Annotated in this window: 21 protein-coding genes; 14 read left to right on the forward strand and 7 right to left on the reverse strand. The window is 67.4% G+C overall.

Annotated elements, in window-relative coordinates; genetic code table 11:
• Positions 1-22: 22 nt before the first annotated feature.
• The 6 genes from B161_RS0109150 to phoB all read left to right on the forward strand — a co-directional run bounded on the left by B161_RS0109150 (position 23) and on the right by phoB (position 6,757).
• On the forward strand, positions 23-1,036 hold the full coding sequence (locus tag B161_RS0109150; protein WP_018633092.1) for a substrate-binding domain-containing protein: 1,014 nt from the start codon (positions 23-25) through the stop codon (positions 1,034-1,036).
• A gap of 173 nt (positions 1,037-1,209) precedes the next feature.
• Positions 1,210-2,580, forward strand: a complete 1,371-nt coding sequence (gene pstC / locus B161_RS0109155; RefSeq protein ID WP_018633093.1) for a phosphate ABC transporter permease subunit PstC — start codon at positions 1,210-1,212, stop codon at positions 2,578-2,580.
• A gap of 70 nt (positions 2,581-2,650) precedes the next feature.
• Positions 2,651-4,468: a phosphate ABC transporter permease PstA gene (pstA, locus tag B161_RS20240; protein WP_083922980.1), complete on the forward strand. Its 1,818-nt coding sequence runs from the start codon at positions 2,651-2,653 to the stop codon at positions 4,466-4,468.
• Positions 4,469-4,491: 23 nt separating this feature from the next.
• Complete coding sequence (pstB, locus tag B161_RS0109165; RefSeq protein WP_051085757.1) at positions 4,492-5,295, forward strand: phosphate ABC transporter ATP-binding protein PstB; 804 nt, start codon at positions 4,492-4,494, stop codon at positions 5,293-5,295.
• A 17-nt stretch (positions 5,296-5,312) separates the two neighbouring features.
• Complete coding sequence (gene phoU, locus B161_RS0109170) at positions 5,313-6,056, forward strand: phosphate signaling complex protein PhoU (protein ID WP_018633096.1); 744 nt, start codon at positions 5,313-5,315, stop codon at positions 6,054-6,056.
• Positions 6,053-6,757, forward strand: a complete 705-nt coding sequence (gene phoB, locus B161_RS0109175; protein ID WP_018633097.1) for a phosphate regulon transcriptional regulator PhoB — start codon at positions 6,053-6,055, stop codon at positions 6,755-6,757. Before phoU ends, phoB begins: the two co-directional genes overlap by 4 nt.
• Before the next feature lie 68 nt (positions 6,758-6,825).
• Here the strand turns inward: phoB and B161_RS0109180 are convergent, their stop codons facing one another.
• Positions 6,826-8,643 carry an ABC transporter ATP-binding protein gene (locus B161_RS0109180; protein WP_018633098.1) on the reverse strand — a complete coding sequence of 606 codons (1,818 nt, stop codon included), beginning with the start codon at positions 8,641-8,643 and terminating at the stop codon, positions 6,826-6,828.
• Between the two features lie 234 nt (positions 8,644-8,877).
• On the opposite strand from B161_RS0109180, the gene B161_RS0109185 reads away from it, so the two are divergent.
• The 4 genes from B161_RS0109185 to B161_RS0109200 all read left to right on the forward strand — a co-directional run bounded on the left by B161_RS0109185 (position 8,878) and on the right by B161_RS0109200 (position 11,952).
• Complete coding sequence (locus tag B161_RS0109185; protein ID WP_018633099.1) at positions 8,878-9,699, forward strand: transporter substrate-binding domain-containing protein; 822 nt, start codon at positions 8,878-8,880, stop codon at positions 9,697-9,699.
• 79 nt (positions 9,700-9,778) lie between these two features.
• Entirely contained in the window at positions 9,779-10,465 is a 687-nt protein-coding gene (locus tag B161_RS0109190) for an ABC transporter permease (RefSeq protein ID WP_018633100.1), read from the forward strand.
• A complete protein-coding gene (locus B161_RS0109195; protein WP_018633101.1) occupies positions 10,462-11,160 on the forward strand; it encodes an ABC transporter permease in 699 nt (232 codons plus the stop codon). The genes B161_RS0109190 and B161_RS0109195 overlap by 4 nt, the downstream gene beginning before the upstream one ends.
• A 24-nt stretch (positions 11,161-11,184) precedes the next feature.
• Positions 11,185-11,952 carry an ABC transporter ATP-binding protein gene (locus B161_RS0109200; protein WP_018633102.1) on the forward strand — a complete coding sequence of 256 codons (768 nt, stop codon included), beginning with the start codon at positions 11,185-11,187 and terminating at the stop codon, positions 11,950-11,952.
• Between the two features lie 148 nt (positions 11,953-12,100).
• On the opposite strand, the gene B161_RS0109205 is transcribed toward B161_RS0109200, so the two are convergent.
• Entirely contained in the window at positions 12,101-13,567 is a 1,467-nt protein-coding gene (locus tag B161_RS0109205; RefSeq protein ID WP_018633103.1) for a sigma-54-dependent transcriptional regulator, read from the reverse strand.
• 606 nt (positions 13,568-14,173) lie between these two features.
• Here B161_RS0109205 and B161_RS19615 point away from each other — a divergent pair.
• The gene (locus B161_RS19615; protein WP_018633104.1) at positions 14,174-15,325 is read left to right on the forward strand and encodes an OmpA family protein; all 1,152 of its coding nucleotides are present in this window, start codon (positions 14,174-14,176) and stop codon (positions 15,323-15,325) included.
• A gap of 123 nt (positions 15,326-15,448) precedes the next feature.
• Complete coding sequence (locus tag B161_RS17600; protein ID WP_018633105.1) at positions 15,449-15,790, forward strand: hypothetical protein; 342 nt, start codon at positions 15,449-15,451, stop codon at positions 15,788-15,790.
• 116 nt (positions 15,791-15,906) lie between these two features.
• On the opposite strand, the gene B161_RS0109220 is transcribed toward B161_RS17600, so the two are convergent.
• Complete coding sequence (locus B161_RS0109220) at positions 15,907-17,028, reverse strand: PA0069 family radical SAM protein (RefSeq protein ID WP_018633106.1); 1,122 nt, start codon at positions 17,026-17,028, stop codon at positions 15,907-15,909.
• A 191-nt stretch (positions 17,029-17,219) separates the two neighbouring features.
• Entirely contained in the window at positions 17,220-17,789 is a 570-nt protein-coding gene (efp, locus tag B161_RS0109225; RefSeq protein WP_018633107.1) for an elongation factor P, read from the reverse strand.
• A 105-nt stretch (positions 17,790-17,894) separates the two neighbouring features.
• Here efp and epmA point away from each other — a divergent pair, with 105 nt between their 5' ends.
• Positions 17,895-18,932, forward strand: a complete 1,038-nt coding sequence (gene epmA, locus B161_RS0109230) for an EF-P lysine aminoacylase EpmA (RefSeq protein WP_018633108.1) — start codon at positions 17,895-17,897, stop codon at positions 18,930-18,932.
• Positions 18,933-18,935: 3 nt separating this feature from the next.
• Here epmA and B161_RS17605 read toward each other — a convergent pair whose 3' ends face one another.
• Both B161_RS17605 and B161_RS0109240 read right to left on the reverse strand, forming a co-directional pair.
• Positions 18,936-19,703, reverse strand: a complete 768-nt coding sequence (locus B161_RS17605) for an alpha/beta fold hydrolase (protein ID WP_018633109.1) — start codon at positions 19,701-19,703, stop codon at positions 18,936-18,938.
• Between the two features lie 41 nt (positions 19,704-19,744).
• Positions 19,745-19,930, reverse strand: coding sequence for a DUF1674 domain-containing protein (locus B161_RS0109240; protein WP_018633110.1), 186 nt, complete (start codon positions 19,928-19,930; stop codon positions 19,745-19,747).
• A gap of 88 nt (positions 19,931-20,018) precedes the next feature.
• Here B161_RS0109240 and htpX point away from each other — a divergent pair, with 88 nt between their 5' ends.
• Positions 20,019-20,939, forward strand: a complete 921-nt coding sequence (gene htpX, locus B161_RS0109245; RefSeq protein ID WP_026310320.1) for a zinc metalloprotease HtpX — start codon at positions 20,019-20,021, stop codon at positions 20,937-20,939.
• 33 nt (positions 20,940-20,972) lie between these two features.
• On the opposite strand, the gene B161_RS17610 is transcribed toward htpX, so the two are convergent.
• Entirely contained in the window at positions 20,973-23,951 is a 2,979-nt protein-coding gene (locus B161_RS17610) for a bifunctional [glutamine synthetase] adenylyltransferase/[glutamine synthetase]-adenylyl-L-tyrosine phosphorylase (protein WP_018633112.1), read from the reverse strand.
• Positions 23,952-23,984: the final 33 nt, after the last annotated feature.

Genomic DNA, 23,984 nt, shown 5'->3' on the forward strand with positions numbered 1-23,984 from the left:
GCAGGAATTTTGGAGCATCCCCATGCTGCGCACTCGTTCGGCGATCCTTCCCGCCGCCCTCATGGCCGCCGCCGTCGCGCTCGTCTCCGGAGAGGCCGCCGCCCGCGACCAGATCCGCATCGTCGGCTCCTCCACCGTCTTCCCCTTCACCACCGCCGTGGCCGAGCAGTTCGGCAAGATCACCGGCCGCCCGACCCCCGTGGTCGAGTCGACCGGTTCGGGCGGCGGCCTGAAGCTGTTCTGCGGCGGCGTCGGCGCCGATTTCCCCGACGTGGCCAACTCCTCGCGCCGCATCAAGGCCTCGGAGCTCGAGACCTGCGCCGCCAACGGCGTCGTCAGCATCCGCGAGATCATGGTCGGCTATGACGGCGTGGTCATCGCCAACGCCGTCTCGGGTCCGGATTTCGACCTGTCGCTGCAGGATCTTTACCTCGCCGTCGGCAAGAACCGCCCCGATGGAGCCCCGAACCCGGCCAAGACCTGGAGCGAGGTCAATCCTTCGCTTCCGGCCGCGCGCATCGAGGTTCTCGGCCCCCCGCCGACCTCCGGCACCCGCGACAGCTTCGCCGAGCTCGGCCTTGAGCCCGGCTGCCACGCCGCGGGCGGCAAAGAGGCCTGCACGGAGATCCGCGAGGACGGCGTCTGGATCGACGCCGGCGAGAACGACAACGTGATCGTGCAGAAGCTCTCCGCCAATCCGGGCGCCGTGGGCGTCTTCGGCTTCTCCTATCTTGAGGAGAACGGCGACAAGGTGAAGGGCGCGACCATCGCGGGCGTGGCGCCCTCGGCCGAAGCCATCGCCGGCGGCGAGTATCCTCTGGCCCGTTCGCTCTACATCTACGTGAAGGGCGAGCATATCGGCGCGGTCCCGGGCCTCGACGAGTTCGTGCAGGAATATCTCTCCGACTCCGCTTCGGGCGAAGAGGGCTATCTCGCCGACAAGGGCCTGATCGCGCTGCCCGCCGATCAGCTGGCCGCTCAGCGCGCCGCCGTCGGCGCGGGCAAGGCCCTGACGGCCGCCGATCTGCAGCACTAAGCTTCGCCTCGGCCGAAGGCGCGTCCGCGGGCGCGCCTTCGGTCTTTAGAGCGTTCTCCGCCGATCCGGATCGTTTCAAACGCTCTAAGTTTTCGTCTGGCCGCGCGACGCCTTCGGGGAGCCTTTCAGGATTTTCGGATCGCGCGCCGAGTTTTTAGGGCCAAGGGGGATACATGTTCGGCCTGATGGCGTTGATTTTGGCGGTCCTGACGATCGCCGCCTATGTTCTGGGGCGGCGGCGCGCGACTGCGGCGGCGGGTGGGGATCTCTCGGTCCTGCATTCCCGGCCCGTCTATCACGGCGCCTATGCGGCGCTTTTGACGTTTCTGGCGGCTTTCGCCGCGGCTGCGGTCGCGGCGCTGGTTCTGCGCTGGTTCGTGGACGGCTCGCTGAACTCCCTGATCTCCGAGCTGGCGCCGAGCCTCTCCTCCATCGAGCGCGACCTCGTGCGTTCGGACGCGGCGGCCATTTCGGGCGGCGGCTTCCCCTCGCGGGTGGACGAATTGCGCCAGACGGTGGCCGCGCGTCACGGGACGCTGGCGGGCCTCTCGGCCGTTCTGATTCCGGGCCTCGCCCTCGCGGCGGGCCTCGCGACGCTCTGGACGGCGCTCAAGCGCGTGAACGTGGATTTCCGCGCGCGCAATCTCTCCGAGCGCATCGTGATGGGCGTGCTCATCGCCGCCGCCGTGGTGGCGATTCTGACCACGGTCGGCATCCTCACCTCGCTGATCGGCGAGACGGCGCGCTTCTTCAGCCAGATCCCGGTCCATAAGTTCCTTTTCGGCTCGACCTGGTCGCCGCTGTCGGGCGTCTTCGAGGGCCGCCTCGATCAGGAGCGCGTCGGCGCGCTGCCGCTCTTCGCGGGCACGCTGCTCATCACCTTCATCGCCATGCTGGTGGCTCTGCCCATCGGCTTGTTCGCGGCGATCTATCTGGCGGAATACGCCTCGCCGCGCATGCGCTCGACGGTCAAGCCGATCCTTGAGATCCTCGCGGGCGTGCCCACGGTGGTCTACGGCTTCTTCGCCGCCATCACGGTGGCGCCGGTGATTCGCGGCATCGGCGAGGCCCTCGGGCTTTCGGTGGCCTCCGAGAGCGCCTTGGGCGCGGGTCTGGTCATGGGCGTCATGATCATCCCCTTCATCTCCTCGCTTTCGGACGACGTGATCACGGCGGTGCCTCAGGCGCTGCGCGACGGCTCGCTGGGGCTCGGCTCCACCCACGCCGAGACCATCAAGAAGGTGGTTCTGCCCGCCGCTCTGCCGGGTCTGGTCTCGGCGGCGCTTCTGGGCTTCGCCCGCGCCATCGGCGAGACGATGATCGTGGTGATGGCCGCCGGACAAGGCGCCAACTTCACCTTCAATCCTCTGGAGGCCGTGACCACCGTGACGGTGCAGATCGTCATGCTGATCACCGGCGACACCGAAGCCTCGACCGCCGCGGGCCCCGCCTTCGCGCTCGGCTTCACGCTCTTCGTGGTGACGCTCGGCTTCAACATCGTGGCCCAGCGCCTCGTGCGCAAATACCGCGAAGCCTATGACTGACCAGCCGAGCCTGGGCGCGCCGGGAGATCCCGCGCGCGCCTCCTTCCAGCCTTCCGCCGGAGATTCCGCGATGACCGTCGTCGCCTCCCCCGAACTCCCCGCGGCCTCCGCCGAGCCGGGCCGCCCGGCTGCTCTGAGCCCGCATCTGACCGAGGCCGCCGCGCGTCGGCTCAAATCCCGCCGCGCCGCCGATCTGCGTCTGAGGATCTACGGCCTCGCGGCCATCGGCTTCGCCGCTCTGGCGCTGGTGGCTCTGCTCTGGTCGACCTTCGGCAAGGCGGGCGCCGCCATGACCGCCCATTCGGTGGTCATGACCGCGAGCCTGCCCGCCGCTCAGATCGACCCGCAAGGCTTGGGCACGCCCGAGGCTCTGCGCCGGGGCGATTATCAGGGCGTCGTGCGCGGCGCGATGCAGGCCGAGTTCCCCGGCGTGACCGACCGCGCCGGACGCCGCGAGCTGGCGGCCATCCTCAGCAGCGGCGCGCCGGACGATCTGCGCGAACAGGTCTCCGCGGGCTCTCTGCCGCTGGATCAGCCGGTTCGGCTGAAGCTCCTCGCTTCGGACGACGCCGATCTGTATTATAAGGGCTATTACGGCCGCCTGACCGATCTTCCGGCGGCGGGAACGGCCCGCGTCGCCGAGGCGGAGGGCTCCTTCTGGCTGACCCTGCCCAATGACGAGGCCGCCCCGGTCTATGCGGCGCTCGACGCCGACCTGCGCGCTCAGGCGACGACTTTGCGCGCTCAGGCCGAGGCTCAGCAGCGCGGCGTCGTCCATCATCAGGGCCTCGCCGCCGGGCTGGCCGGAGCGGAGGCCGCCGCCAATCAGGCCAGCCTCGACGCCTTCGCGGCCCGCCGCGACGAATTGACGGCTCAGGCCGTCGCCCTTGAGGCTCAGGCCGACGCGCCGGGCGCTTCGGGGATCCTCAATCCGCAGATTCCGAGCTTCCTCTTCCGCACCGGCGAGAGCTGGGCGCGCGTCGCCGAGGCCGGGCCGCTGGGCCTGCGTCTGGAGCCCCTGACGGGCGCGGCGGCCGGCGATTCCGCCGAAGGCGCCTGGGGCCTTTATGAGACGGGCCGTCCTTCGGCGGGCCGCCGCGTCAGCGACCGCCAGATCGCCATGCTGGAGACTCTGGAGGCGCGCGGCGAAGTCGAAAGCGGCTTCAACTGGCGCTTCTTCACCTCCAGCGACAGCCGCGAGGCCGAATTGGCGGGCGTCAAGGGCGCGATCATCGGCAGCTTCTGGACTTTGCTGGTGACCTTCCTCTTCGCCTTCCCCATCGGCGTCTCGGCGGCGATCTATCTGGAGGAGTTCGCGCCCAAGAACCGCCTGACCAACTTCATCGAGGTGAACATCAACAACCTCGCGGCGGTGCCCTCCATCGTCTTCGGCCTTCTGGGCCTGAGCGTCTTCCTGAACTTCCTCGGCATGCCGCGCTCGGCGCCTCTGGTGGGCGGCCTCGTGCTGGGTCTGATGACTTTGCCGGTGGTGATCATCGCCTCGCGCGCCGCGATCCGGGCGGTTCCGCCCTCGATCCGCGACGGCGCTCTGGGCCTCGGGGCCTCGCGGATGCAGGCGACCTTCCATCATGTGCTGCCTCTGGCCATGCCGGGCATCATGACGGGCGCGATCATCGGCATGGCTCAGGCCCTCGGCGAGACCGCGCCGCTGATCATGATCGGCATGGTGGCCTTCATCGTGGACACCCCGACGGGCGTGACCTCTCCGGCGACCGTCCTGCCGGTGCAGATCTTCCGCTGGGCCGATTTCCCCGAGCGCGCCTTTGAATTCCGCACGGCGGCGGCCATCGTGACGCTGCTGGGCTTCCTGATCCTGATGAACGCCGCGGCCGTGCTGGTCCGCCGCCGCTTCGAACGCCGCTGGTGAGAGTGAGAACCATGACCCTGACGATGGAAAACTCTGTGGGGGCCCCCGCCGCTCAGGCCGCGCCCCGGAACGATCTGAAATTCGCCTGCCGCGGCGTGAACGTCCATTACGGCGACGCCCACGCCATCAAGGACCTCGCCATCGACATCGAGGACCGCCTCGTCACGGCCTTCATCGGGCCTTCGGGCTGCGGCAAGTCGACCTTCCTGCGCTGCCTCAACCGCATGAACGACACCATCGCGATCTGCCGCGTGACGGGAGATCTGAAGCTCGACGGGGAAGACATCTACGCCCCGCGCGTCGATCCGGTGCAGCTGCGCGCCCGGGTGGGCATGGTCTTTCAGAAGCCCAATCCCTTCCCGAAGTCGATCTACGACAACGTGGCCTATGGCCCGCGCATCCACGGCCTGACCTCCAACCGCGAAGAGCTGGACGAGCTGGTCGAGGCCAGCCTGACCAAGGCCGGCCTCTGGAACGAGGTGAAGGACCGCCTCGACAAGCCCGGCACCGGGCTTTCGGGCGGCCAGCAGCAGCGCCTCTGCATCGCCCGCGCCATCGCGACCAAGCCCGAGGTTCTGCTGATGGACGAGCCCTGTTCGGCGCTCGACCCCATCGCCACCGACCGCATCGAACAGCTGATCGGCGAATTGCGCAGCCAGTTCTGCATCGTCATCGTGACCCATTCGATGCAGCAGGCGGCGCGCGTCAGCCAAAAAACGGCCTTTTTCCACCTCGGCCATCTGGTCGAATACGGCGACACCACCGACATCTTCAATAAGCCGCGCGACAAGCGCACCGAAGATTACATCAACGGCCGTTTCGGCTGACGGGGAGGCTCAGAGCCATGATCGGAACCGACGGGGACATCCGTAAGCTCTCCAACGCCATCGCCGAGATGGGCGGAGTCGCGGAGGCCAATCTCTCGCGGGCGCTGGACGCCCTCGCCAAACGCGACGCCGCCCTCGCCGCCGAGGTGATTCAAGACGACAAGCGCCTCGACCGCATGGAGAAGCAGGTCGACGAGCTGGCCGTGCGCATCCTCATGATGCGCCAGCCCATGGCCCGCGACCTGCGCGCGGTGATCGCCGGGCTGAAGATCGCCTCCACGCTGGAGCGCGTGGGCGACATGGCCAAGAACACCGCCAAACGCGCCCAGATCCTCGCCGAGGGCCCGGCCCATCGCTCCATCGGTCCGGTGGTGCGCATGGGGCGTCAGAGCCTCCAGCAGCTGACTCAGGCGCTCGACGCCTACGCCAACGGCGATCTGGAGCTGGCGCAGCAGGTCTGGCGGCGCGACGTCGAGGTGGACGAGCTTTACAACAGCGTCTTCCGCGAGCTTCTGACCTATATGATGGAGGATCCGCGGACCATCGGCGCCTGCGCGCAGCTGATGTTCGTGGCCAAGAACATCGAGCGCATCGGCGACCACGCGACCTTCATCGCCGAGATGACCAATTACGTCGTCTCCGCCGAGGCGCCGCCCCCCGCCGACGACCGCCCCAAGGCGCCGCTCGAAGCGGGCTTCGACGAGCTTGAGGAGAGCGCGGCCTCCGAGGGCGCGGCCTCCGGCGGCGCGAAGATCGAATGAGCGTCCGCATCCTTGTCGCGGAGGACGAGGAGAGCCTCGCGGCGATCCTCGACTACAACCTCCGTAAGGAAGGCTATGAGGTCGAGCTGGCGGAGGACGGCGAATTCGCCCTCCTGCGCCTGCTGGAGGAGCCGCCGGATCTTCTGGTCCTCGACTGGATGCTGCCGAATCTCTCGGGGGTGGAGATCTGCCGCCGCGCCCGCGCCCGGCCCGAGACCCGCGAGACGCCCATCGTCATGCTCACCGCCCGCGACGCCGAAGAGGATCGCGTGCGGGGGCTCGACGCCGGGGCCGACGACTATATCGCGAAGCCCTTCTCCGTGACCGAGTTTCTGGCGCGGGTGCGGGCGGTTCTGCGGCGCTCCAATCCGCAGGCCATGGCCGACGTGCTGCGCTTCGCCGACCTCACGCTGGACCGCGTGACCCATCGGGCGCGGCGCGGCGAGCGGGATCTCAAGCTCGGCCCGACCGAATTCCGGCTTCTGGAGGCGCTGATGCGCCGTCCGGGGCGGGTCTTCAGCCGCGAGCGGCTCTTGTCGCTGGTCTGGGGCGCCGAGACCGAGATCGAGGCCCGCACGGTGGACGTCCATATCGGGCGTCTGCGCAAGGCCCTCAACGAGCCCGGCGAGCGCGATCCTCTGCGCACGGTGCGCGCGGCGGGCTATGCGCTGGACGAGACTTACGAAGGCGTCGGCCCCTGATCAGGGCGCGGCCCGACGATTTTGCTTAAGCGTTTCTGTCGCTTCGTCACCCCGGCGGCGGCCCCTGTTCAGGGGGCCGCCGTCAGGTTTTTGGCGTCTTCTCCGAACTGGAGACGATGGAAGCGGGCGTAGAGCCCGCCGCGCGCGAGCAGCTCGGCGTGGCGTCCGCTTTCGGCCAGCCGCCCCTGATCCAGCACCAGAATCCGATCCGCCGAGCGGATGGTCGAGAGCCGATGCGCCACCACGAGGGCGGTGCGGCCTTTCATCAGCCGCGCCATGGCCTCCTGGATCTTGGCTTCGGATTCGGCGTCGAGGGCGCTGGTGGCTTCGTCGAGCAGCAGAATCGGGGCGTCGCGGAGCATGGCGCGGGCGATGGCGATCCTCTGGCGCTGGCCGCCCGAGAGCTTGCCGCCGCCGGTTCCGGCCATGGCCTCATAGCCGCCCGGCAGAGCCGTGACGAAGTCATGGGCGTTGGCGGCGCGGGCGGCCTCCTCGATCTCGGCCATGGAGGCTTGCGGGGCGCCGGGGGGCCTCCCGAGGGCGATGTTCTCGCGCAGGCTGGCGTCGAAGAGGAAGGAATCCTGCGCCACATAGGCCAGAGCCTCCCGCACCGAGGCTTGCGAGACCTCGCGCAGATCTTGGCCGTCGATCCGCAGGGCGCCCTGATCCGGGTCGTAAAACCGTTCGATCAGGGCGAGGGCGGTGGATTTCCCGCCCCCTGAAAGCCCCACGAGGGCCGTGGTCTCGCCGGGCTCCGCCACGAAGCTCAGGCCGCGCAGAGCGGGTTTGTCGCCATAGGAGAACCAGACGTCTTCGAACTCCACCCGCCCGGCCGTCGCCCGGAGCGCGGGGGCGCCGGGCTTGTCGGCCAGCGCGAGCGGCGCGTCCAGCGCGGCGTAGAGTCCGCGCACGCCCGCCATCTGGGATTCGATCTGCAGATGCAGCCGCGAGAGCCGCTTCGCCGGCTCATAGGCCATGAGCAGCGCCGTGATGAAGGCGAAGAAGCCGCCGGAGCTCTCTCCCCGGACGATGACGCTCCAGCCGCCGTAGAGAATCGCCAGAGCCACCGCGAATCCGCCGAGAGTCTCCATGATCGGGCTGGTGCGGGCCTGAAGCCGGGCGATGCGGTCGGCCTGAAGCCGCGTGGCCTCGACGGCCTCGCCCATCTGAGCCTCCATGCGCGGCTCGGCGCCGAAGGCCTTGATCGCCCGCAGCCCTGCGCCGGTCTCCTGCGCGAGGGCGATGACATGGGCGACCATGCCGATCTCGTCGGCGGCGAGGCGCTTCATCCGCCGCACCATCCGCGAGACGCCGATGATGATCGGCGGCGCGATGACCAGCACCAGCAGCGAAAGCCGCGGATTCTGCAGGACCATCACCCCGACCAGACCGATCAGCATGGCGAGATCCCGCCCGAAGGAGACCAGCACCATTTCGATGGCGCTGCGGGCGGCGGCGGCCTGACGCACGAGCAGCATGGTCAGCTCCGCCCCGGCGGAGCGGTCGTCGAAGGCCCCGAGCCCCTGCCGCAGGCTGCGGGCGTAGACGCGGTTCTGAACCTCGGCGGTGACGGCGTTGCCCACCCGCGCGAGGATCGCCGCTTGCCCATAGGAGGCGAAGCCCTTCACCAGAAAGGCCGCCGCCACGAAGCCCGAAACCCACCAGAGCGCCGTCAGATTCTTCGCGACGAAGATCTCGTCGATCACGTCGCGCATGATCCAGGCGCTGGCCGCCGTCGAGGCCGCCACCAGAGCCATGCAGAGAAAGGCTTTCGCGTAATCGACCTTATGCTTGGGCAGATTCTCCCGCAGCAGGCGCGCGATGAGGGGCCAAGTGTCGTCTTGAGCGCCGAAGCGGCGCGCCAGAAGCGCCTTGAGGCGGGTCATGCGGAAAGAGTCTCCTCAAGGTGGGCTCGCGCCCTGGGTGAATCGCGGGCCGGCGCCTCTCTGCGCATAGCCCGCCGCCGAACGGGGCGCCATGTTTTTCTCCCGCGTTTTTCTCCGCGTTTTCTCCCTTGAGGGCGCGCCCCCTCTTGACGCGATGGGAAAGCGCGTCAAGGATCAAGACGAAATATTGACATTCGCCTTTCAGAGGTTTGAAAGACGAAGAGGAGGGCTTCCATGAGACATGCGCCGCTGACGGCCTTCGCCGCCTTGCTGGCCTTCGCCGCTCCCGCCGCCGCCGCGGATCTGCGGATCTGCGTCGAGGGGGCTTATCCGCCCTTCTCCGAGATCTCCCCCTCCGGCGAGCTGATCGGCTTCGACATCGACATGGCCAAGGCCCTCTGCGACGAGATGGGCAAAAGCTGCGATCTCGTCGCCACCGACTGGGACGGCATCATCGAATCGCTGAACACCAAGAAATGCGACGCGATCATCGCCTCCATGTCGATCACCCCCGCCCGCATGGAGGTGGTGGACTTCACCAATAAATATTACCACACCCCCGGCGCCTTCGTGGCCGAGAAGGGCGCGGGCCTCGAAGGCACGCCCGAGGGCCTCGCGGGCAAGCGGGTCGGCGTGCAGCGCGGCACCATCCACGACGACTACATGGTCGGCGAATTCCCGAAGGCGAACCTCGTCCGCTACGGCACGCAGGAGGAGGCGACGGCGGATCTCGCGGTGGGCCGCCTCGACGCCGTGGCCGCCGACAAGGCGACGCTGGATCTCGGCTTCCTGCGCTCCGCCGACGGCGAGGGCTTCGAGTTCTTCGGCGGCGATCAGGCCGTTCCGAAATATCACGGCCCCGGCGCGGGCGTGGCGATCCGCAAGGGCGACGAGGAGCTGAAGCAGGCCTTCAACGCCGCGATCCTCGCCCTGCGCGCCGACGACCGTTATAAGACGATCAACGAGAAATATTTCCCCTATGACGTCTACGGCGCCGAGGAGGGCGAAGGCGGCTCGACCGCCGCGCCCGCCGAAGAGGCGGTCCCCGCCGAATAAGAAGCCTTGAGCGGGCGGCGTCGGGAGGATCCGGCGCCGCCCGAAATCCATATCCGGAGGCCGAAGAGGGGGACCGCCTGTGGAGCATCTGATCGCTTATGGCCCGGCTTTGCTGCGCGGGACCGTGCTGACCGTGACGGTCGCGGTTTGCGCGATGCTTCTGGCGACCCTTCTCGGCGCTTTGGGCGCGGCGGCCAAGATCGCGGGCGGAGGCTTCGCGCGGGGCCTCGCCGGAGTCTATTCGACCGTGGTGCGCGGCGTTCCCGAGCTCGTGCTGATGCTGCTGGCCTTTTATGGCGGACAGCGGCTGATCAACAGCCTCGCGCTGCTGACGGGCTATGAGCGGGGCCCCGACATCTCGCCTTTCGCGGCGGGGGTGGGGGTCATCGGCTTCGTCTACGGCGCCTATATGACCGAGACCTTCCGCGGCGCATGGCTGGCCGTGCCGAAAGGCCAATGGGAGGCGGCTCAGGCCAGCGGCATGTCGCCCGGCCTGACGCTCCGGCGGATCATGGCGCCTCAGGTGATGCGCCACGCCTTGCCGGGCTACGCGAATATCTGGCTGGTGCTGATCAAGGCCACGGCCATCGTCTCGATCATCGGCCTTCAGGACGTGGTGAACATCGCCGATAAGGCGGGCAAGTCTCTGCGCGAGCCTTTCACCTTCTTCCTTGCGGTCATGATGATCTTTCTGATCCTAACCAGCCTGTCCGGCCTCCTCTTCAAGCTGATCGAGAAGCGTGTGAACAGGGGAGGCGCGGCGTGAATTTCGACCTCATCTTCCGGCATGCGCCCGATCTGCTCCGGGGCGTCTGGACGACCCTCTGGCTGACGGGCTCTTCTTTGGCCGTCGGGCTGGTTCTGGCGGTGATCTGCGCGGTGATCCTCACCGAGCGGATTCCCGTGCTGGAATGGCTGGTGCGGGGCTTCGTCTACGTGTTCCGCGGCACGCCGCTGCTGGTTCAGCTTTACCTCGTCTATTACGGGCTGTCGCAATTCCCGGAGATCCGCCGGAGCTTCCTCTGGCCCTGGCTGCGCGAGCCGTGGTTTTGCGCGCTTCTGGTCTTTGCGCTGAACACGGCGGCCTACACCACCGAGATCCTGCGCGGCGCGATTGCGAACCTCCGGCGCGGCGAGCTGGAGGCGGCCGTGGCTTACGGCATGTCGCCCTTCACGCGGCTGCGGCGGATCGTGCTTCCGGCGGCCTTTCGTCAGGCTTTGCCGCAATATTCCAACGAAGTGGTCTTCATGCTCCATGGCTCGGCCATCGCGAGCGTGATCACCATTCAGGACATCCTCGGCGTGGGGCGCACGATCAACGCGCGTTATTACGTGACTTATGAGGGCTTCGTTTCGGCGGCGGTCCTTTATCTGGCCGTGACCTTCGTGGTCGTGGCGATCTTCCGCCAGCTGGAGAAGCGCCTGATGCGCCATCTGGCGCCCGTCGCCGCCCCTCGCTGATCCGCCTTTCTGGAGAGAGCCGCCATGACCCTTCGCTTATCCCTCTCCGGCATCCATAAACGCTACGGCGATTTCGAGGTGCTGAAAGGCGTCTCGCTTCAGGCCCATTCAGGCGACGTGATCGTGCTGATCGGATCTTCCGGTTCGGGGAAATCGACGCTCCTGCGCTGCTGCAATCTGCTGGAGATCCCCGAAGAAGGCGAGATCCAGATCACCGGCGAGACGGTGAAGCTGGTGAAAAGCCTGCATGGGCGCAAGCCCGGCGACGCCAGACAGCTTCAGCGCCTGCGCTCGAAGCTGGGCTTCGTGTTTCAGTCCTTCAATCTCTGGGCGCATATGACGGTGCTGGAGAACGTCATCGAGGCGCCGGTCCACGTGAAGGGCCTGCCCAAGCGCGAAGCGATTGAAAAAGCGCGCGATCTTCTGGCGAAAGTGGGCGTGGTCGGCAAAGAGGACAATTATCCGAGCCAGCTCTCCGGCGGCCAGCAGCAGCGCGTGGCCATCGCGCGGGCTCTGGCGATGGATCCTGAGGCCATGCTCTTCGACGAGCCGACTTCGGCGCTGGATCCTGAACTTGTCGGGGAAGTTTTGAAGGTCATCCGCGATCTCGCGGCGGAGGGCCGGACCATGCTCATGGTGACTCATGAGATGAATTTCGCCCGTGAGGTGGCGTCGGAGATTGTATTTCTGCATCAGGGTGTGATCGAAGAACAAGGGGCGCCGGAGGCCGTCTTCAACGCGACCCGCTCCGAACGCCTCAAGCAATTCCTCGCGCGGGCGGCGCAGAAATAACGGAGAAAAGCCGCCTCCCGCCCGCCGCGTCCGTCGGCCGCGTCCGCAAGCCGCCCGAAGCCGGAACGAAAAGACCCCCGCCGCCTTGGAAAAGGCGCGGGGGTCTTCGTTTGGGAGGGGGCGCCGGAAGGCTCCGGCGCGCCTTTCGTCAGGCGGCGTCGTCGGTCTCGGCGTCGGGATTGTCGAAGCCGAGATCCCGGACCTTGCGGTAGAGCGTCGAGCGGCCGATCCGCAATCTGCGGGCGATCTCCGACATATGGTTGTTGTATTTCTCCATGGCGAGCCGGATCATGTCGCCCTCCACCTCTTCGAGCGGGCGGATATGGCCGTCGTCGTCCAGCACGCTGAAGCCGTCGAGGCTCTTGCCGACATAAAGCCCTTCGCCGTCGGCGCCGCGCTCAGGCGCGCCGCGGCCATAGGCGTCGCCGCCCGAAGCCAGCCCGACGATCTGCGGGAAGTCGTGGAGCGTCAGCACTTCGCGATCCGAAAGCACCACCGCCCGATAGACGGCGTTCTCCAGCTGGCGGACGTTGCCGGGCCATTTGTAATTGACCAGCATGTCGATGGCCGAAGACTCGACGCCGCGCAGGGTCTTGCCCTCTTCGGCGGCGAATTTCTGGACGAAATATTGAATCAGCTCGGGGATGTCCTCGCGGCGCTCGCGGATCGGCGGCAGCGTGAGGGGGAAGACGTTGAGGCGATAAAACAGATCCTCGCGGAATTTCCCTTCGCCCACAAGCTGTTGCAGATTGCGGTTCGTCGCCGAGATGAGGCGGATGTCCACCTTCACCGGCTTGGTCGAGCCGACGGGATCGACTTCGCCCTCTTGAATGGCGCGCAGCAGCTTGACCTGCATGCTCAGCGGCAGTTCGCCCACCTCGTCGAGGAAGAGCGTGCCGCCGCTGGCCTCCTGAAATTTGCCGTCGCGCTTGGTCGAGGCCCCGGTGAAGGAGCCCTTTTCATGGCCGAAGAGGGTGGATTCCACGAGATTCTCGGGGATCGCGCCGCAGTTCACCGCCACGAAGGGCTTGCCCGCCCGGTCGGAGGCGCCCTGAATCGCGCGGGCCATGACCTCTTTGCCGACGCCGGATTCGCCCTCGATGAGGATCGGAATATTCGACTGCGCGGCGCGCTCGGCCAGCATGATGGTCTGGCGCATCACGAGGCTTTTGGCGATGAGGTCGCTGAAGCGCAGGCGGTTGTCGGCCTTGCGCGAGAGCCGCGAGACCTCGCCCGCGAGGGTGCGCAGCTTCAGGGCGTTCTGAATCGAGACCTTCAGACGCTCGGGGCTGGCGGGCTTGACGATGAAGTCGTTGGCCCCGGCCTGCATGGACTGGACCACCGTCGCCACCGAGCCGTGCGAGGTCAGCACGATGATCGGCAGATTGGGCTTCTCGGGGCGGAGTTCGTCGATGACCGCCATGCCGTTGAGCCCCGGCATCATCAGATCCAGCAGCATGAGGTCGATCTCGGCCCCGCGCGGACTGCGCAGCAGCTCAAGGGCCTCGCGTCCGTCCGAAGCGACCACCGTGCGGTAGCCGAGCGAGCCGATCACGGATTCGAGAATGCGTCTTTGCGTAGGGTCGTCGTCGACGATGAGAATGCTTTGCGCCATGATGTTCGTCCCGCCTCTGATCCATTCTTGAGCCGCCCGGACTCCCCTTCCGGTTGAGCGCGTGACGCGTTCTGGGGCGTCCCAGCGCGCGCCTCTTGCGCAAAATGCGGCGTTTCGCCTGATTCCTGCTCTTTCTTAGACGACGCCCGGCGTTCCCTTGCAAGACGTCGCGTTCAAAATGGCGCGGAATCTTTCTATGTTTCTCGAATTGATACGAGCCTTAAAATCTTAACAAAGAGTAAACGCGACTTCTTGAAGCGTCGTTTCATCTGCGAAAAAGGCGGAAAATCCGCCCGACGGGCTTGCGCCGCCCTCCCGGCGGGCCCCGCCGAGCCTCCGCCGAGCCCCCCTGCCGAGCGGGCGCCCGCGCCTTCGCGGCCCCTCCGGATCGGGCGAGCTCCTAACGATCTCTTGCGCGGTGTGGTGAAAAGGTTACGGCGCTTTTAAAACGGGGGGGATGGGACGGGCCCCCGCGCAAAACCGTTGATCTTGGCGTGCGAGCATGGGAATACCGGCTCACTGGGCGCGCGCGCCATAGCAAATAAAGAAATCGCCATGCGCCGCTTTCGCGGTGTGAGTGAACGATACAAACGAACGGAGAGAGGGATGAAAGCGTTCTCCCGACTTCTCGCCGCGACGAGCCTTCTGGCTGTCGCCGGCTGCTCGACCTTGCCGGAGGCCAACTTCGGCCAGACCTTCAGCGTCGGGCCCTTCCTGAAGCACCAGATCGTCGGCGATGGCTTCAACGCCGCCTTGGCCCGGGAATACCAGGCCATGGCCGAGTGGACCGCCACGCGCGACGTCAACTGGTATAACGCCACCGCCTACCAGAGCCGCGCTCAGGCCGCGCTCGCCGGTCAGGCCGTCGGCCCGTGGGATCCGGCTTCGCTGGGCCTCGGCGGCGAGACCCTCGCGCTTTACCAGCGCGTGGCCTCCACCGTCGCGGCGAACCGCGACCGTCACCCGCAGGCTTGCGCCCGCGCTCAGGCGCTCTTCGACAAATATCTCGAAGAGTTGTCGCAGGGCGATCATGCGTGCTCGGATCCGAACGAGATCCGCGCGCTGCTTGAGGAAGCGCTGAACGCCTGCGGCTATACGCCGACGGTGGCTCCGCCTCCGCCGCCCCCGCCGCCGCCTCCCCCGCCGCCTCCTCCGCCCCCGCCGCCGCCTCCCCCGCCGCCGCCGCCGCCGGTCTACGTGCCTGCGCCTGCTCCGGCCCCGGCGCCCGCTCCGGTCTACGTGCCCGCTCCGGCTCCGGCGCCTGCTCCGGTCCCGGCTCCTCAGCCGCCGGTCTACGTGCCGGCTCCGGCGCCTGCTCCGGTCCCGGCTCCTCAGCCGCCGGTCTACGTGCCTGCGCCCGCTCCGGCCCCGGCTCCTCAGCCGCCGGTCTACGAGCAGCCGCCGGTCGTGCAGCAGCCGACCTACCCGACCCTCTACACGATCTACTTCGGCTTCGATCGCTCCGATCTGACCGCCGAGGCCAATCAGGTCGTGTCTGAGATCGTGACCGCCTTCCGCGCCTTCGGGAATCCCTTCCTGAACGTCATCGGACATGCGGACACCTCGGGCTCGAAGGCCTATAACCAGCGTCTCGCCGAGCGTCGCGCCCAGACCGTGGGCAGCGCTCTTGAGGCTCAGGGCGTGCCGCGCGGCAATCTGCGCGTCTCCGCCTCGGGCGAGCTGGCTCCGGCCGTTCCGACCGGCGACTCCGTGCGTCAGGCCGAGAACCGCCGCGTGACGGTCGAGATCGTCCGCTAAGCGGATCGACCTCAGCCGATCAGGCGACCTGAAAAAAAGCGGCCCCGCGTCTTCGACGCGGGGCTGTTTTCATGCGCGGGCGCGCTATATGCCTAAGCGATCCAGAGATTCAGGAGGCCTGACATGACCCGGAGCTTTCGTCCCGCCGCCGTTGTTCTGGCCGCCGCTTGCGCCTTCGCGCCCATGGCCGCCTTCGCGCAGGAGAGCCCGGCGCCCGGCGGTCTGAACCAGCTGGAGAGCGAACTTGACTCCGCCGCCCGCCGCGCCGCCGAGCGTCTGGCCAAGGCCGTGGAGATGGCGCTCGGCGGCATGACGATCTTCGTGGATTCGCTGCCCGCCTATCAGGCGCCGGAGATCCTGCCCAACGGCGACATCCTCATCCGGCGCATCCCGAAGGAGGCCGCCGACGCTCCGGCGAAGCCCGTCCCGGGCGCGGAGGGCTCCGACGAGGCCGTGGAGCTTTAGAGGCGGGCCGCGTCGTCGCGCGTTTCGGCCGAGTTGGAAAACGCTCTCCGGCGCGGATCATCCGAGGTCGCTGCGTTCCTTGGCGTGCAAGTTCTTGGTCGGCGCGCCCAAGGGCTTCAGAGCCTGTCGAAGAAGCTGATCTGATCGCCGCGCCGCAGGGGGCGGCGGAAAAGATCCGTCCGCAGGGCGGGGCGTCCGCCGAATTTATGGCGCCGCATCGCGAGGGCGAAGCGCTGAGCCAGAAGCTGCGCGGCCACGCCCTTGCCCTTGAAGCGCTCTCCGAAGCCTTGCTCCTCCATCTCCGCCACGGCGCGCTTCACGCGGGCGGCGCGCTCGGGGAGCTTTTCATCGAGCCAGGCGTCGAAGACGGCCCGCGTCTCGCCGGGCAGACGCAGAGGCTGATAATGCGCCGAGCGGGCTCCGGCGCCTGCGGCGGCCTTGAGGATCCCTTCCAGCTCATGGTCGTTGAGGCCCATGACGATCGGCGCGGCCATGATCGTCGTCGGCACGCCCGCCGCCGAAAGCGCCGCCATGGCCGCGAGGCGGCGTTGCGGCGTCGAGGCGCGGGGCTCCATGGCGCGGGCGAGCTTATGGTCGAGGGTGGTCGCCGAGATCCCGACGCTGACCAGCTCCAGCCGGGCCATCTGCGCCAGCAGGTCCAGATCCCGCAGCACGCTCGCCGATTTGGTGACGATCATCGCCGGATGCCGCGTCTCCAGCAAAAGCTTGAGGATCGGCCGCATCAGATTCAGATCCCGCTCGACGGGCTGATAAGGATCGGTGACCGTGCCGATGGCGATGGGCGCGGGGCGATAGCCTGGACGGCGGAAGCTCTCGGCGAGGCGCTCCGCGGCGTCCTGTTTGGCGAAGATCTCGGTTTCGAAATCCAGCCCCGGCGAAAGCCCGAGATAAGCGTGGGTCGGGCGGGCGTAGCAATAGACGCAGCCATGTTCGCAGCCCCGGTAAGGATTCAGGCTGCGGTCGAAAGGCAGATCCGGCGAGTCGACTTTGGTGAGGACTTCGCGGTCCCGGTAAGCGTGGACCTGCGTGCGCAAAGGCGCGAGCGGCTCTTCTTCGGGCAGGCCCTCGTCAAGATCGGGGGCGGGGGCGCGGATCTCGCGCTCATAGCGGCCGGGGAGGTTCTCCACCGCGCCGCGTCCCCGGCGGATGCGGGGATGGACGAAGCCCGTCGGCAGGGCGGGGGCGGCGAGATCGGCGAAACCAGGGGTCTGCGTCATGCGTTTGTTCTCCCTCGCTGAGGCTGATGGGCGAACTATACGCGAACAATAGAACGAATAAAGAACAATTAGCGCTTGACAGGCGTATTTCTCAAACGCCGTCCGGCGCAGAGATTCGCGGAACGTCTCATGTCCATAGGGGCCGTGAAAAAACCCCGCCGCAAGGGGCGGGGCTTCTCGTCGGATCGAGCTTAGTCCTTGGCGCGCTCGATATAGCCGTTGGTCCCGGTGTCGACCACGATGCGCGCGCCGACGCCGATATGGGTGGGCACGCCCGTCCGCACGCCGTTGGAGAGCACGGCGGGCTTGAAGGAGGAGGTGGCGGTCTGGCCCTTCATGACGGGCTCGGTCTCGACGACCTCCAGCGTGACGCGCTGGGGGATCTCGGCGGAGATCGGCGTGCCCTCATGCAGGCTGAGGACGACCTCCATGCCGTCATGAAGATAGACGCCCTGATCGCCGAGGATCTCCTTGGGGACCGGAAGCTGCTCGTAATTCTCCTTATGCATGAAGACGAAGTTGTCGCCCTCTTCATAAAGGAAGGTGAAGTCCTGCGAATCCACGAAGGCGCGCTCCACGGATTCGGTCGTGCGGTAACGCTCGACGATCTTCACCCCGTCGGAGATGCGGCGCATCTCCAGCTGCGTGACCGGCGTGCCCTTGCCGGGCTGGATGTTGTCGGCTTTGAGGATCGTGTAAAGCTTGCTGTCGATCTCGACGACATTGCCGTTGCGAAGCGTGTTGGCGTTGACTTTGACCACGGAAAGGCTCTTATCTGCAAAATGTGAATGTGGCGCGGAAGCTACTCCCTCGCGCGCGCCGGTTCAACTCGCCAGAGGGAAAGCTTGCAGGAAAAAGAGACGCGCATGTGGTGGAGCCGTGACGATCACGCGCGCCGGAGGCCGTATCTGACCGCCCGGGCCGCGACCATGCGGGTGATCCGCGACTGGTTCGAGGATCGGGATTTCATCGAAGTCGAGACCGCCGCGCTTCAGCGCACCCCTTGTCTGGAGACTCATCTGCACGCCGTGGCGGCGCGGGTGACCTCGGGCGACGGCCAGCATGCGGATCTCTGGCTGCACACCTCGCCGGAATTCGCCTGCAAGAAGCTGCTCGCGGCGGGCGAGGAGAAGATCTTCAGCCTCGGCAAGGTCTGGCGCGACGCCGAGGCCTCGCGGCTGCATCATCCCGAGTTCACTTTGCTGGAATGGTATCGCAAGGGCGGGAATTACGGCGACCTCATGGAGGATTGCGCCGGACTTCTGCGCTGCGCCGCCGAGGCGCTGGACGTGGAGTCTCTGCGCTGGGGCGCGAATTCCTGCGATCCTTACGCGCCTTGGGAGCGCGTGACCGTCGTGGAGGCGGTGCGGCGGGCCACGGGAATCGAGCTTCTGGAGAGCCTTGAGGATCCGGCGCGTCCTTCGGCGGAGATTCTGCGCAAAGGGGCGCGGGCGGCGGGAATCCGGGTGGCCGACGACGATTCCTGGGGCGATCTCTTCACCAAGATCATGGTGGGGCATGTCGAGCCGGGCTTGGGCATGGGCCGCCCGACTCTGCTCTGCGATTATCCGGTTCCGGAAGCGGCTCTGGCGCGGCGCAAGCGGGGGGATCCGCGCATCGCGGAGCGCTTCGAGCTCTATTGCGCCGGGGTGGAGCTGGCCAACGGCTTCGGCGAGCTCTCCGATCCCGCCGAGCAGCGCGCCCGCTTCGAGGCGGACCAAGCCCTCAAGAGCAAGCTTTACGGCTTCTCCTATCCTCTGGACGCCGATCTTCTGGCGGCTTTGCCTTTGATGGGCGAGGCGGCGGGGATCGCTCTGGGCGCGGATCGCCTCGTGATGCTGCTGACCGGCGCTGCGGACATTCGGGACGTGATCTGGTCGCCGGTGGAGACGGGATTCGTCTGAAAGCTAAGCGGGGATCTTCTCCAGAAAGCGGCGCATGAGGGCGGCGGTCCCGGCGGGATCGGCCAGATGGAAGCCATGTCCGCCGAAGGGGAGGAGTCCCAGAGCCGCCCCCGGAATCGCCTCCGCGAGGTCGAAGGTCTCGCGGCGCGGCACGAGGCGGTCCGCGTCGCCGCCGAGGATCAGCGTCGGGCGCGAGACGGCGGAAAGGACGTCGCCCGGATAATTCTCCGGCTCTTCGGCCATCCACATCTCCCGGACGGCGTTCAGCAGCCGCGCGAGATCCGGCTCCGGATTCTCCCGCTCATAGCGCGCGGCGGAGTCGGGGAAGCGTCGCCGCCAGCTTTCGGCGTTCAGAGGCGCATAGGAGCGCGCGACGATCTCCGGCGAGGAGGGGCGCATCTGCGCCGCCAAAGCGATCAGCCCGCCGATCTGCGCTTTTCCACGCGCCGCGAGATGCAGCCCCGTGATTCCGCCGTCGCTATGGCCGATCACCGCCGGATCCTTCAGCTTCAGAGCGGCGAGAGCCGCCTCAGCGTCCGAAGCGAGCAGGGGATAGCGCATGGCGCGGTCGTCCATGGTCGAGCGGCCATGGCCTCGGCTGTCGAGGAGCCAACAGGCGCAATCGGCGAAATGGGGCAGAAGCGGCGCGTAATCCTCGCTGGAGGCTAGGCCGCCATGCAGAAAGAGCAGGGGGCGGCCTTGCGGATCGCCCATGCGGCGCAGCTTCAGCCGCGCGCCGGGAGCCTCGACGATCAATTCGGCCGCGCTCATGACGGGCTCCTTTTCGCGCTTGGGGCTCTGCGTTTCGGCCCTCAGAAATCCACCGCGAGGCCCTTTTTCTCCCAATCGCCGTAACGCACCGGCTCCAGCCCTTTGAGGCGTCCGCCCCATTCGGGCGGGAGGGCGGGCTCCGCCTCTTGAGCCTTGCGACGCGCCTCGGCTTCGGCGAGGGCGCGCAGAGCCGCCGGAGGAAGATCTTTAACTTGTTCGGAATCCATGCCGAAGCCTCTCCTGAATCGGGACGATTCGTTCTATATTCTCCATCGCGCCCATCGACGCGCGCCTGAGACCAAAGAAAGGCTTCGGATGAACTACGTCAAGACCGCCGTGCTGCTCGCCGGCATGACGGCCCTCTTCATGGGCGTCGGCTATTCTCTGGGCGGACAGGGCGGGATGCTGATCGCGCTGCTCTTCGCCGCCGCGACGAATCTCTGGGCCTGGTGGGGCTCGGACAAGGCCGTGCTGCGGATGCATGGCGCTCAGCCCGTGCTTCCCGGCGATCATTACGGCCTTTACGAGATGGTCGATCTGCTCTCGAAGAACGCGGGCCTGCCGACGCCGAAGGTTTATCTGATGAATACGGATCAGCCCAACGCCTTCGCCACGGGCCGCAATCCGGAGAACGCCGCCGTGGCGGTCACCGCCGGACTTCTGCGCACGCTGAACAAGGAGGAGGTCGCGGGCGTGGTGGCGCATGAGCTGGCGCATGTCCAGAACCGCGACACGCTCATCATGACCATCACCGCGACCATCGCGGGCGCGGTCTCGATGATCGCGCGCTTCGGCATGATGTTCGGCGGACGCGGCGATAGTCAGCGGAGCAACCCCATCGCCCTGATTCTGACCATGATCGCCGCGCCTCTGGCGGCCATGATCATTCAGATGTTCGTCAGCCGCACCCGCGAATACGCCGCCGACCGGCGCGGCGCCGAGATTTGCGGAAATCCGCTCTGGCTGGCCTCGGCGCTTCAGGGCATTTCGCGCGGCGTTCAGCAGCGCCCGATGATCTCGGCGGAGAACGATCCGGCCACCGCGCCGATGTTCATCATCAACCCCTTGAGCGGCGCGCGGCTCGACAATCTCTTCTCGACCCATCCGCGCACCGAGAACCGCGTGGCGGAGCTGGAGAAGATGGCGGGCGCCATGGGCGCGCGTCTGGCGCCGCGCGGCCGCGAATTCGGGCGCGGCGGCGCCTCCGGGGGCGCTCAGGGCGGCCCTTGGGGCTAAGGCTTGGGAGGCGGGGGCTTGGGAGGCGGGGGCTCAGGCCTCCGCCTGCGCCGTCTCTTCGGCTCCGGCGCCGAGGATCTCGCGCCAGAGCGCCAGAACCTCGGTCTGCGCTTCGGAAAGCTCCGCCTCCATGGCGCTGAAATCCTCGGCCGCGGTCGCCTTGACCATGGCCGCCTTCAGACCGACCGCCGCCGTCTCGGGATGGAAGACGCCCTCCACCGCCACGCGCTGAATCTGAAGCAGGGTCTGTTCGAGGTCGAAGGCCCGCAGCAGCCGGTCCGCCTGAGCCTTGGTCAGGGCTCCCCTCTGTTTGAGCAAAGCCAGAGCCGGGCGCGTGCCCATGGCCGCCGATCCGGCGAGCCCTTCAGTGAGCAGCAGGGTCTGGGCGATGAAATCCACGTCCAGCGCGCCGCCCCGCGTCAGCTTGAGGCTCCAGAGGTCGGCGGTCTCCTTGGGATTGGCCTCGTCCACGCGGCGGCGCATGTCGCGGGCGTCGGTCATGACCTTGGCGCGGTCATGGGGGCGGTTCAACACCTCCTTCACGGCGGCCCGCACCGTGAGCGCCGCCGCCTCCGACCCCGCCACGATGCGCGCGCGGGTCAAAGCCATATGCTCCCAAGTCCAGGCCTCCTCCGCTTGATAATGGCGGAAGGAGGCCAGCGAAGTCGCCAGAGGCCCCGCCCGGCCCGAAGGCCGCAGACGCATGTCCACTTCATAGACCGCGCCTTCCGAGGTGGGGGCCGTCACGGCGGAGACGAGCTTCTGCGTCCAGCGGGCGTAATATTCCGGCGCCGAAAGCGGGCGCTCGCCGGAGGACATGTCCTCCGTGTCGGCGTCATAGACCACGATCATGTCGAGGTCCGAAGTGGCGGTCATCTCCCGCGCGCCGAGCTTGCCCATGGCGAGCACCGCCGCGCCGCGTCCCGGCGGCGGACCATGGCGGCGGGCGAACTCCGCGCCCACCATGGGCTCCAGAGCCCGCAGAGATAATTCCGCCAGATCGGTGAAGGCGGGTCCGGCTTCGGCGGCGTCGGTCAGGCCGGAGATCAGCTGCACGCCGAGTTGGAATTGCCGCTCCTTGGCCCAGACGCGGGCGATGTCCAGCGTGCGCTCGTAATCGCCGTGGGCGGCCTCCAGACGCTGGGCGAGATCCGCCGCGAGGACGTCGCGGGGAGGCAGGGGCTCGAAGAAGCTCGGCGAGAGCATGGCGTCCAGCACGCCGGAATTGCGCCCGAGATAGGCCGCCAGACGCGGCGCCGCCGCGCAGATCTGCGTCAGCACCTCCAGAAGATTGGGATTGGACTCCAGCAGCGAGAAGATTTGGACTCCCGCCGGAAGCCCCATGAGGAAATTGTCGAATTGCGCCAGAGCCTCGTCGGGGACGGGGGCGGCGGTCAGCTTGCGCAGGATCACCGGAGTCAGGCGCTCCAGCTTGGCGCGGCTGCGGGGGGTGCGGGCCGCGCGCAGACGCCCCGTGCGCCAGCCGCGCAGGATCTCCACCGAGCGCTCCGGCTCCTGATACCCGATCTCCTGAAGCGCCGCCGCCGCCGCCGGAGCCCCGTCGGGAGTCTCCAGAGCGATGACGAGTCCGCCCGCCTCCTCTTCGAGGGCCTTGTCCGTCTCGAAGAGCTTGTCGAAGCGCGCCGCGACGCGGGTCAGGCGCGGGCGGAGGTCTCCGGCGAAGGCTTCGGGGCCGGGATAGCGCAGGAAGGCCGCCAGACGCGCCACCCCCTCCGGCGTGGCGGGCACGGCGTGGGTCTGGGCGTCTTCGACCATCTGAATCCGATGCTCGACTTGGCGGAGGAAGCGGTAATCCTCCAGCATCTGGGCGCGGGCCTCCTCCGAGATCCAGCCCGCCGCCGTCAGAGCGGCCAGAGCCCCCCGCGTGGTGGGATCGCGCAAGGCGGGGTCGCGTCCGCCGAGGATCAATTGCTCGGTCTGAGCGAAAAACTCGATTTCGCGGATGCCGCCGCGCCCAAGCTTGAGGTCATGGCCGAAGACGCAGATGGATCCATGGCCCTTATGGGCGTGGATCAGATATTTCATCGTCTTCACATCCTCGATGGCGGCGAAATCGAGGGTCTTGCGCCAGATGAAGGGCGCCATGCTTTTCAGGAAGGCCGCGCCCGCCGCGAGATCTCCGGCGCAGGGGCGGGCCTTGATATAGGCGGCGCGCTCCCAGTTGCGCCCGAGGGAGCTGTAATAATGCTCGGCGGCCTCGGTGGACATGCAGGGCGGGGTGGCGTCGGGATCGGGGCGCAGGCGCAGATCCGTACGGAAGACATAGCCGTGTTCGGTGCGGTCCGAGAGGATACGCACCAGATCCTTGGCCATGCGGTTGAAGCGGTCCTTGGCTTCGAGGTGATGCTCCTCGCCGAGCCGGTCGGGATCGAAGAAGAGGATCAGATCGATGTCTGAGGAGTAATTCAGCTCCCGCGCGCCCATCTTGCCCATGGCCAGCACGATGAAGCCCGAAGTGGCCGCAGGATCCTCCGGATCGAGCGGCAGCTTGCCGCGCTTCGCCTCCTGAAGGAAAAGCCAGTCGAGCGCGGCCTTGACCGCCCCGTCGGCGGCTTCGGTGAGGGCGCCCGTGACCTCCTCCAGCGTCCAGACCGCGCCGATGTCGGCGAAGCCGGTCAGCAAAGCGGTGCGGCGCTTGAGGATGCGCAGATCCCGCATCAGAGCCGATTTGTCGGCGGCGGAGCGGGCGGCGGCGGCGAATCCCGCCTTCAGCTTCTCGAGAGTCTTCTCCGGCGAAGCGGCGAACAACTCAGGCAGCCAAAGGGCCTCTTGACGCATGACGTCGGCGAGATAGGGGCTGCATCCGGCCACGCCCTCCATGAAGGCGCGGGGCTTGGGCGCGGCGAGAAGCGCCTTCAGGGCCTCGCCGTCTTCGGCTTCGGGAGCCTCCTCCTGAATCGCCTCCAGAGCCCATTGGGCGGCCTCCGGCGAGAAGGGGACCGGGCCGGGGCCGAGCCGTTCTTCAAGAGATTCCTCGCGCGCGTCGGTCATCCTCGCCTCCTGCTCCGGGAGGCGCCAGAGAAA

The organism is Neomegalonema perideroedes DSM 15528 (genome assembly GCF_000374145.1).
Lineage (GTDB): Bacteria > Pseudomonadota > Alphaproteobacteria > Rhodobacterales > Rhodobacteraceae > Neomegalonema > Neomegalonema perideroedes.

Coding starts and splice junctions, on each gene's coding strand:
- B161_RS0109150 (WP_018633092.1), top strand. CDS start 23: ATGCTGCGCACTCGTTCGGCGATCCTTCCCGCCGCCCTCATGGCCGCC.
- pstC (WP_018633093.1), top strand. CDS start 1,210: ATGTTCGGCCTGATGGCGTTGATTTTGGCGGTCCTGACGATCGCCGCC.
- pstA (WP_083922980.1), top strand. CDS start 2,651: ATGACCGTCGTCGCCTCCCCCGAACTCCCCGCGGCCTCCGCCGAGCCG.
- pstB (WP_051085757.1), top strand. CDS start 4,492: ATGGAAAACTCTGTGGGGGCCCCCGCCGCTCAGGCCGCGCCCCGGAAC.
- phoU (WP_018633096.1), top strand. CDS start 5,313: ATGATCGGAACCGACGGGGACATCCGTAAGCTCTCCAACGCCATCGCC.
- phoB (WP_018633097.1), top strand. CDS start 6,053: ATGAGCGTCCGCATCCTTGTCGCGGAGGACGAGGAGAGCCTCGCGGCG.
- B161_RS0109180 (WP_018633098.1), bottom strand. CDS start 8,643: ATGACCCGCCTCAAGGCGCTTCTGGCGCGCCGCTTCGGCGCTCAAGAC.
- B161_RS0109185 (WP_018633099.1), top strand. CDS start 8,878: ATGAGACATGCGCCGCTGACGGCCTTCGCCGCCTTGCTGGCCTTCGCC.
- B161_RS0109200 (WP_018633102.1), top strand. CDS start 11,185: ATGACCCTTCGCTTATCCCTCTCCGGCATCCATAAACGCTACGGCGAT.
- B161_RS0109205 (WP_018633103.1), bottom strand. CDS start 13,567: ATGGCGCAAAGCATTCTCATCGTCGACGACGACCCTACGCAAAGACGC.
- B161_RS19615 (WP_018633104.1), top strand. CDS start 14,174: ATGAAAGCGTTCTCCCGACTTCTCGCCGCGACGAGCCTTCTGGCTGTC.
- B161_RS17600 (WP_018633105.1), top strand. CDS start 15,449: ATGACCCGGAGCTTTCGTCCCGCCGCCGTTGTTCTGGCCGCCGCTTGC.
- B161_RS0109220 (WP_018633106.1), bottom strand. CDS start 17,028: ATGACGCAGACCCCTGGTTTCGCCGATCTCGCCGCCCCCGCCCTGCCG.
- epmA (WP_018633108.1), top strand. CDS start 17,895: ATGTGGTGGAGCCGTGACGATCACGCGCGCCGGAGGCCGTATCTGACC.
- B161_RS17605 (WP_018633109.1), bottom strand. CDS start 19,703: ATGAGCGCGGCCGAATTGATCGTCGAGGCTCCCGGCGCGCGGCTGAAG.
- B161_RS0109240 (WP_018633110.1), bottom strand. CDS start 19,930: ATGGATTCCGAACAAGTTAAAGATCTTCCTCCGGCGGCTCTGCGCGCC.
- htpX (WP_026310320.1), top strand. CDS start 20,019: ATGAACTACGTCAAGACCGCCGTGCTGCTCGCCGGCATGACGGCCCTC.
- B161_RS17610 (WP_018633112.1), bottom strand. CDS start 23,951: ATGACCGACGCGCGCGAGGAATCTCTTGAAGAACGGCTCGGCCCCGGC.